Annotated in this window: 8 protein-coding genes and 1 pseudogene; 6 read left to right on the forward strand and 3 right to left on the reverse strand. The window is 65.0% G+C overall.

From position 1 onward, the window contains the following. From ACFDSW_RS12735 to ACFDSW_RS12745, 3 genes and pseudogenes are all read right to left on the reverse strand, one after another. Nucleotides 1-566, reverse strand: a pseudogene (locus tag ACFDSW_RS12735) (hypothetical protein); the annotation flags it as partial. A gap of 12 nt (nucleotides 567-578) precedes the next feature. Then, nucleotides 579-1,745, reverse strand: a complete 1,167-nt coding sequence (locus ACFDSW_RS12740) for a propanoyl-CoA acyltransferase (protein ID WP_375250663.1) — start codon at nucleotides 1,743-1,745, stop codon at nucleotides 579-581. Between the two features lie 2 nt (nucleotides 1,746-1,747). After that, on the reverse strand, nucleotides 1,748-2,878 hold the full coding sequence (locus ACFDSW_RS12745) for a 3-ketoacyl-CoA thiolase (protein WP_375250664.1): 1,131 nt from the start codon (nucleotides 2,876-2,878) through the stop codon (nucleotides 1,748-1,750). A gap of 239 nt (nucleotides 2,879-3,117) precedes the next feature. Here ACFDSW_RS12745 and ACFDSW_RS12750 point away from each other — a divergent pair, with 239 nt between their 5' ends. Genes ACFDSW_RS12750 through ACFDSW_RS12775 form a run of 6 tightly spaced genes read left to right on the forward strand, consistent with a single transcriptional unit; the run spans nucleotide 3,118 to nucleotide 8,771 of the window. Then, nucleotides 3,118-4,185 (forward strand): amidohydrolase family protein, encoded by a 1,068-nt coding sequence (locus tag ACFDSW_RS12750; RefSeq protein ID WP_375250665.1) that lies wholly within the window; start codon nucleotides 3,118-3,120, stop codon nucleotides 4,183-4,185. Beyond that, nucleotides 4,178-5,728, forward strand: a complete 1,551-nt coding sequence (locus tag ACFDSW_RS12755) for a class I adenylate-forming enzyme family protein (RefSeq protein ID WP_375250666.1) — start codon at nucleotides 4,178-4,180, stop codon at nucleotides 5,726-5,728. The genes ACFDSW_RS12750 and ACFDSW_RS12755 overlap by 8 nt, the downstream gene beginning before the upstream one ends. Nucleotide 5,729: 1 nt before the next feature. Then, nucleotides 5,730-6,629: an alpha/beta fold hydrolase gene (locus ACFDSW_RS12760; protein WP_375250667.1), complete on the forward strand. Its 900-nt coding sequence runs from the start codon at nucleotides 5,730-5,732 to the stop codon at nucleotides 6,627-6,629. After that, nucleotides 6,622-7,827: a thiolase family protein gene (locus tag ACFDSW_RS12765; RefSeq protein ID WP_375250668.1), complete on the forward strand. Its 1,206-nt coding sequence runs from the start codon at nucleotides 6,622-6,624 to the stop codon at nucleotides 7,825-7,827. Before ACFDSW_RS12760 ends, ACFDSW_RS12765 begins: the two co-directional genes overlap by 8 nt. Nucleotides 7,828-7,839: 12 nt before the next feature. Then, nucleotides 7,840-8,421, forward strand: a complete 582-nt coding sequence (locus tag ACFDSW_RS12770) for an SDR family NAD(P)-dependent oxidoreductase (RefSeq protein WP_375250669.1) — start codon at nucleotides 7,840-7,842, stop codon at nucleotides 8,419-8,421. Then, entirely contained in the window at nucleotides 8,412-8,771 is a 360-nt protein-coding gene (locus tag ACFDSW_RS12775) for a hypothetical protein (protein ID WP_375250670.1), read from the forward strand. The genes ACFDSW_RS12770 and ACFDSW_RS12775 overlap by 10 nt, the downstream gene beginning before the upstream one ends. Nucleotides 8,772-8,942: the final 171 nt, after the last annotated feature.

Consider the following 8,942-nt stretch of genomic DNA (forward strand, 5'->3'; position numbering starts at 1 on the left):
CGTCGATTGGTGCGGATTTCATCGAACATCCGACCGTAATAGGGGCCGTAGGCATGCTCATATTGCAGGTCGAGCTTGTACTTCACCACCTCGACCGGGGCCGCGGTGTCACCGAACGGCTTGACCTCACCGACAGGGGCGTCAGCGGCGATGCGGAACCCTTCGATGGCAAGGATCGAGGTATCGACGCCGTCTGCCCACACCGCCTCGACCCGCGCATCGAGCGTCGGTTCCTCGTCGCCCAGGATGCGATGCGCAAAGTCATTGTCGCAGCCGTCGAGCCGGATCAACCCGATGGTGACCCCATCGACGGTCGTGAATCCGGTCAGGACGCCGGTCGCCGGTGCCTCGATGAACTCATATTCGCTTTCGCCATCGATCGGCGAGAAATCCTGTGCCGGCGCGATCACGATGCCCGATGCGAAACGGCTGCCGACGATCCGGCGGGTACCGATCTCGGCCAGGAACGTGCCCGTCGCCCTGCCAGGCGTGAGCGTGTAGGGCATGTTGAGTTCGGCATGCAGCGGGGGCATGTCGATCGCCCAGGTGTCGGGTGCTGACAGCATGTTCTTCGCTCCTTACGCGCCGAGCACGGCACAGCCGCGCAGATTGGCCCAGCCACCACCCGACTGGACGAGGGCGAGCTTGGCATCCTTGATCTGGGTATTCTCGGATTTACCCATCACCTGCGTCGCGCCCTCGATCAGACGGATCAGGCCGCAGGCACCGATCGGATTGGCGCCGAGGCACCCGCCGGAGGGATTGACCGGGATGTCACCATTCAGCTCGGTCGCGCCCGAGGCGATCAATTCGGCCGCACCGCCCGGCGGACACAGGCCAAGGCTTTCGTAATAGTTCAGCTCGAAACAGGTATAGGGTTCCTGCACCTCGACCACGTCGAACTGGCGGCGCGGATTGGTGATGCCGGCGGCACGATAAACGTGCTTCGCGGCAAGCGCGAGTGGCTCCGACAGCAGCAACGAACGCTCGGCGGCATTATCGGCCTCGCAACAATAGGCGATGCCGTGAATCCATGCCGGGCGATCGCACGATTTGTGCGCGACATGCTCGGCCGCCAGGACGATCGCCGCGGCACCGTCGGAAATCGGCGGCACGTCGAGAAGCTTGATCGGCCAGCAGAGCGGCTTGGACTCGAGCACCTCGTCGAGCGTCACTTCCTTCTTCACATGGGCATAGGGATTCGCGATCGCGTTCCTGCGATTCTTCACCGCCACGCGCGCCGCAGCTTCCTCGGTATGGCCGAGGACGTCCATCCGCGCGCGCCAATAGGCGGCGGAGAAACCCATGATGCCGACCGCGAATTCGCGGCCCCAGAAGGGATCGTACAGCGTCGAGATCGAATATTGCAGCGCGCCTTCCGAAAGCTTGTCGTAGGCGACGACGAGGGTTCGGTCAGCAAAGCCGCCCGCGACCTGATAATAGCCGGCAAGGCCACCGGCAAAGCCCGCGCCGCCGCCGCTCGTAACGCGGACGATCGGCTTCAGCTGCGCTCCGATCGCGTCTGCCACCCATTTTTCGGGCTGATTGACGGCGGCAAAAAGCACCGGCCCCGTCGCGATGACAACGGTATCGATGTCGTCCATCGTCAGCTTGGCATCGGCGAGCGCGCGATCCACCGCCTCGCGGACGAGGCCGGCCTGGCTTACGTCAGTACGACGGCGGGAGTGATGCGTCTGGCCGACGCCGACGATCCCGACATGACGTCCTTTGTTCAGATTGGCCATGGTCAAACCTCGAGAGTGAAGACGCAGTTGCTCTGCATGCCGACGCCGCCGGCGCCGTGGGCGATCGCCTTGGTCGGCCCGCCGGCCCCGCCGTTCAGGCCGTACAGCTCCGGAGTGGACAGCTGCCGCGCGGCGTGGGCCAGGCGCAGCAGCCCCGTCGCCATGATCGGATCTGCGGGCAGCGCGCCGCCCGAGCGATTGATCGCAACCTTGCCGCTGGTAGCGACGGACGCACCCTGCCCCGCCCCGGCGAGACCCAGCGCCTCGATCGCCATCAGCTCACCCACCGCGCTCGATCCACTCACCTCCGCCACGTCGGCGTCAGCGTCGGACCAGCCAGCCTTCCCATAAGCCATTCTGGCGGCCGCCTCGGCGGACGCCAGCGTCGCACCGTCCCGCGTTCCGAAGGCGTGTCGATCCATCGACGTGCCCATCCCGGTGATGAAAACCGGTGCGCGCGAGGCGCGACGCGCGATATCCTCGCGAGCGATCAATACCGCGACCGCGCCATCAACCGGGCGAGCCAGCATCAGCCGCGTCAGCGGGGTCGCCCCGGCTCCGGATTCGAGCACCGTATCCGCGTTGGGCACCTCATCGATTGCCACGCCGCCATTTTCTTCCGCCGCCGACCAGCGTGCCGCGACGAGTTCGGCGAGCTGGCGGTCCGAACCGCCATGCGCCTTGAGATAGCGTTGCGCCTGGATCCCGGTCGCCGCCTTATGCCCAAAGCCAACGGGACGCTGGTAGAACGGCTCGACCTGAGCATTCCAGAACGCATCGACGCTCGACTCGGATGGCTTGGAATAAGCGACGATCAGCCCCACGCTCGATGCGCCGGACCGGATCTTGTTCACCCCGTATAGCGCGGCCCACAGACCGTCTTCCTCAACCCGGGCCTCCTCCTTGTGGTGCGCGCCGAGCGCCCCGAGAAAGCCGCAGTTCGAGATGGACCTGCCGTCCAGAACGTCACTGCCGGAGTCGATCACGAAATCCACGTCGTCGAGGCTTATCCCGGTGCCCTTGAACACCGAGGCCACGACCGAGGAAATCAGATCGATATGCTGCGCACCGCTCCAGGCACCGCGCAACTCGGTCTGCGCCGAAGCGACGACCGCCACCCTGCTCAATCCCATCAGTTCACCCTCACCTTGGGGACCATGAATGGCCCCAGCTCCGGTTGCCGGCCACCGAGGTGCCGGTTTCTCGTTCGTCGCCTCAAACTAGGGTTGGTCGTTCACGGCTGTCAATTCGATAATCGACGGTTTGTCGGTTTTTTTCAACTCGGCCTTGCACGGCAAATCACGGCGTGGAATAAGGCTTTCAGCCAGCGCGCATTATCCGACAGTGAATCGGACAAGTCTTAGGAGGGGCGATGAGCCTGGATGTGACCGGCCGGTATCGCTACCCGCCCCCCGACGATGCATGGCTGGCGCTGGACACCGAGGACGTTCTCGATCCCGCGCTGCCGATCATCGACGCGCACCATCACCTCTGGACCGAGGGCGGCGCGCCCTATCTACTGCCCGAGTTATCGGCCGACCTGGCCGATGGACATGCCATCGCCTCCACTGTCTTCGTACAAGCACATTACGGCTATCGGGATGATGTGCCGGCGCACCTGGCCCCGATAGGCGAGACAGAGAAGGTCGCGGCGATCGCCGCGCGCGCCGCTGCCGACGGCATCACCACCCGTATCGCCGAGGGTATCGTCGCACATGCCGATCTGCTGCTCGGCGACGGCGTGGAGGCCGTGCTCGACGCCCATGAGGATGTTGCCGCAGGCGCCCTTCGGGGCATAAGGCACAGCGTATCGCGGGACGAGCACTTTCCCGACGGTATCGTCCTCCGTCCGGCACCCGCCGGCATGCTCGGCGACAGAAGCTATCGCGACGGTCTGGCGGCGCTGGCGAGGCGCGGGCTCAGCTACGACGCGATGCTGTACCACGCGCAAATTCCCGAACTGAGGGCGGTCGCCACCGCCCGGCCCTCGCTCAACATAGTGCTCGATCATCTGGGCTGCGTGCTCGGGGTCGGCCACTATGCAGCCCGGCAGGCCGAAACCCTTGTCGAATGGCGCCGATCGATGGCCGGTCTGGCGGCAAGCGACAATGTCGTCGTCAAGTTCGGTGGCCTGGGCATGATCATCTGCGGGGCCCGCTGGCATGAGGGCGCGAAGCCGCCCTCGTCATCAGACCTGGCTGCAGCGTGGCGCCCCCAATTCGAAACCTGCCTCGAACTCTTCGGCGCCGATCGCCTGCTATTCGAAAGCAACTTCCCTGTGGACAAGGCGATGTATTCGTATCGCACCCTGTGGAACGCCTTCAAGCGACTGGCGGCGGACCTCAGCGACGACGAACGACGCGCTCTTTTCTCCGGCACGGCATCGCGCGTCTATCGACTGCTTGATCCCGCGCATCTTCCGGAGCCGGCAAATGTTTAATCGGTCCGCTCATCTGTTCGCTCGCGAGCGTGATTGCCCCGCGAAGGTGGCGCTCCATTTCGAGGATCAGGCCATCACCTTCGCCGCACTCGCGGCACAGGTGCGAGCCATGTCCGCCGAACTGGCCCGTCAGGGCGTCGAACGTGGCTGCCGCGTCGGCATCATGCTGCCGACGTCGCCCGACTTCATCGTCGTCCAGCAGGCGCTGTTCCTCATCGGCGCGATCGTCTCTCCGCTGAACATTTTCTATCGTCCAACGGAAGTCGCGCATGTCGTCGCCAGCTGCGATCTGACTCACCTGATCGTGCATGCGGACCTGATCGACCGCGCGCCGACGGACTGCATCGGGCTACGCTCGTTGCGGAACGTGCTGATGATCGGCGGGGACGGCGGTGCGGTCACCTCCGGCATCGCTCCCTTGCAACCGGGGATAGCTGCCGGCGAAGGGCCGAAGCCTGCTGAGGTCGCCGCCGACGACATCGTGATGCTGCTGAACACCAGCGCGACGACCGGCAAGTCCAAGGGCGTCATGCTGACCGCAGCCAACCTTGCGGCAAATTACGATCGGACACCCGCCTGGCTCGGCCTTACCGCAGCAGATGTGATCCTCTGCGCGCTGCCACTCTACAACACATTCGGGCTCAACCAGGGCATCAACGCCATGCTGGTAACCGGAGCGACGATGGTGCTGCTGCCCCGTTTCGACGCCAGGAAATGCGTCGAGGCGATTTGCCGTTTCCATTGCACCTTCGTGCCGGCGGTCCCGACCATGCTGCAGAAAATCGTGGACGAGGTTCGACCGGGAAGTGCCGATCTCGAATCGGTCAAGCACGTGATGACGGGCGGTGCGCCCGTGCCGGCGCCGCTGCTTCGACGGGTATTGGCGACCATGGGCCCCGATACGGTCGTCCTGACCGGCTATGGACTGACGGAAGGCACTGCTCTCGTCACGCTCACTGCGGTACGCCTCGACGCCAGTGGGGATCTTGAACACGGCCGCACGATTGGCCGGGTGCTGGACGGCATGGAGCTCGCGATCCGCTCGGAGGGCGGAGAAATCCTTCCTCCGAACAGCGTTGGCGAGATCGTGGTACGCGGGCCGAACGTTATGGCGGGCTATCACAAGGCGCCCTACGACACGGCCGCCGCCATGGCCGATGGCTGGCTGCTGAGCGGCGACCTCGGATACATCGATACCGAAGGCTACGCCTTCATCGTCGATCGCAAGAAGGACGTCATCATCCGCGGCGGACAAAACATCTATCCGGCCGATATCGAGGAAGTGCTCTATCAGTGTGCGGGCGTAGCAGAAGCGGCGGTCGTCGGGATTGCCGATGACATGCTGGGCGAGGTCCCGGTCGCCTACGTGGCGCTGCAGCCAGCGGCCGACGTGAGTGCGTCCCGCCTCATAGAGCATTGCAGGGCCGAACTCGCCCACTACAAGGTGCCGGCCGAGATCGTGATCCGGCCCGAACTGCCGAAGGGCCCCACCGGCAAGATCCTGCGCCGTGCGCTGCGCCCGCAACAGGCGGCCGTCGCCTGAAATGCAGCCCGGTCCACCGAAACGTTCCGATTTCGTCGACGTCGACGGTCGAAGGCTTCACGTCGCGCGCTGGGGCGACCCACGCCAGCCGCCGATCATCCTCCTCCATGGCATGCGCGACCACGCACGAAGCTGGGACTGGATCGCAAGCGCGCTGGAGGATCGCTATCACGTCATCGCGCCCGATCTTCGGGGGCACGGCGACAGCGAATGGGCCGATGCCGCGAGCTACACTCTGGCGGCCTTCGTGCTCGACCTCGCCGATGTGGTCGCTGCTTTGGGACTCGAACGATTCGCCTTGGTGGGTCATTCGCTGGGCGGCGTGATCGCGGTACGCTATGCCGCCACCTTTCCCGAACAGGTTCGGGTGCTGTGCGGAATAGAGAGCATCGAGCTCCCGATCGTCCGCGACCAAATGGCGGAACCAAAAACCTATCCGGTCCGTCTGCGTCACTGGGTCGACGCCGAACGTGCCCGCCGTCGTCGGCAGGTGCGGACATACGCGACGGTCGATGAAGCGGTCCAGCGGATGCGCGACGGCCAGCCGACGCTGGACGATGCAACGATCCGTCATCTCACCGAACATGCCCTCGACCGCGACGCCGACGGAGGCTGGCACTGGAAATACGACAACGCCGCCCGGCTCCGCCCCCCCGACGATGCGTCAGGTCATGATCTCGACGCGGCGCTGACCGCCATCTCATGCCCGACGCTGCTCTTTTATGGCGATGCCAGCTGGATCCCGGTCCCTTCGAAGGAACGGCTCGATCGTATTCCGAACTGCGGCATTCGGATCTTCGCCGGGGCGAGCCACTGGCTCCACCACGAACAGCGCGAAGCCTTCCTCGCCGATCTTACCCCCTTCCTAGCCATGCCAACGGAAAGACCCATTCATGCGTGAAGCCGTCATCGTCTCCACCGCCCGCACGGGCATCGCCCGTGCATTCAAGGGCGCCTTCAACGATACCGATGCACCGGCCCTGACGGCGCACGTCGTCCGCGTGGCCATCGAACGCGCTGGCATCGATCCGGCACGCGTCGACGACATCATCCTCGGCGTCGGTACGCAATGGGGAACACAGGGAGGCAACATCGGCCGCACGACGGTGTTCGCGGGCGATCTGCCGATCAGCGTCCCCGGGACGACGCTTGACCGGAAGTGCGGCTCGGGACTGACCGCTCTCGCCTTCGCCGCGCGCGGCATCATGTCTGGGGACATCGACGTCGCGATAGCGGGTGGGGTCGAATCAATCACCCATACCCGCAACAGCCATGCGCCGACCTATCGCTCGCAGCCCCGGATCGTCGTCGATGGCGCGCGGCACGCCTACATGGCGATGATCGAGACCGCCGAACTGGTCGCGGAGCGTTATGGCATCAGCCGCGAGGCTCAGGACGCCTTCGCTGCCGAAAGCCATCGTCGCGCGGCCGCCGGCCAGGAGGCGGGCCGCTTCACCGCGGAAATTGCCCCGATGACGGTCGAGAAGAACGTCGTCGAAAAGGACGGGAGCGTCTCGGCCCGCGAAACCGTGACCATCGATCGCGACGAGGGCGTGCGCGCCGATACCACCATCGAGGGCCTGGCTCGACTGAAGCCGGTCTGGAAGGACGGGCAGATCGTCAAGGAAGGCCGCTTCGTCACGGCCGGCAACGCCAGTCAGCTCTCCGACGGCGCCTCGGCCCAGGTGGTGATGGACCGGGAGACGGCCGAAGCGGAAGGTCTGCCGATCCTCGGCATCTACCGCGGCTTTCAGTCGGCGGGCTGCGCTCCCGAAGAGATGGGGATCGGACCCGTCTTTGCGATTCCGAAGCTGCTCGAGCGCGCTGGTCTGACGGTTGACGACATCGGCCTTTGGGAGATTAACGAGGCCTTCGCCAGCCAGCTTCTCTATTGCCGCGATCACCTTGGCATCGATCCCGAGACGCTGAACGTTGACGGTGGCGGCATCGCCGTCGGCCACCCGTTCGGCATGACCGGCAGCCGATTGGCGGGACATGCGCTGATCGAGGCGAAACGACGCGGCGTGCGCTGGGCCGTCGTCTCGATGTGCGTCGCGGGCGGCATGGGCTCGGCCGGTCTGTTCGAAATTCCCAACTAAGGGATCTGCACGATGACCGAGATGCGCTTCGACGAGGATGTCGTCATCGTGACCGGCGCCGGCCGCGGACTTGGCCGCGAACATGCGCTCGCCTTCGCCTGTCGCGGCGCCGCCGTGGTGGTCAACGATCTGGCGGACGGGACCGACGCATCTCCCGCACATGAGGTGGTCGCGGAGATCACGGCGGCAGGAGGCCGGGCGATCGCCGTCTGCGGCTCGGTCTCCGACACCGAGGACGCGGCCATGATCGTCGAGGCCGCGCTGCGTGCATTCGGTCGCATCACCATCCTCGTCAACAATGCCGGCGTCATCGACTTCGCTCCGCTGACCGACATCAGCGACGCGGCGTGGGCACGGATGATCGCCGTTACGCTGGACGGCACCTTCAACATGACCCGGGCGGTCTGGCCGCATTTTGTCGAACGGGGCTACGGCCGCGTCATCAACACGACCTCGAACGCCGGCTTCGCCGGGAACGACACGCTTGTTCACTACGGGGCGGCCAAAATGGGCGTGGCCGGCTTCACTCGTGCGCTGGCGCAGGAAACGAAGGGTACCGGCATCCGGTCAACGCCATCGCCCCAATGGCAGTGACCCGCATGAACCGTGAGGCCTTCTTCGGCGGAGCCGAGGTGCAGGCGGACGACTGGCAGGCCGATATCCGCGACGGCAGGGTGCCGATGGGGCCGCCCGCGATCGTCTCGGCCACCGTCCTGTGGCTGGCACATGCCACCACTCACATCAATGGCGAGATCTTCACCACATCGTCCGGCAAGGTCGCGCGCGTTGCCTTCCTGATCGGTCAGGGCTTCTTCGACCCCAATCACGGGCCCGAGGATTTGCGCGACCATGCTTCCCAGATCCGCTCGCTGAACGACGCTTTCGAACCGGCCTGTACCGCGGACGAACTAGGGCTCATTCCCCCGCTGTTCGCTGCGCCCTGACGTTGCTACACTCATTGAAACACTTTACCGAATGTTTGTCGGTTTTATCATGATGGCTTCGGCGAGATTTTCCACGAAGGAACAGCGATGATTGACAAGTCCGTGACCAGCGCGATGGAGGCCATCGCCGATCTTCAGGACGGTGCCGCCATCATGATCAGCGGCTTCGGG

Source organism: Sphingomonas sp. (assembly GCF_042091075.1).
Taxonomy (GTDB): domain Bacteria; phylum Pseudomonadota; class Alphaproteobacteria; order Sphingomonadales; family Sphingomonadaceae; genus Sphingomonas.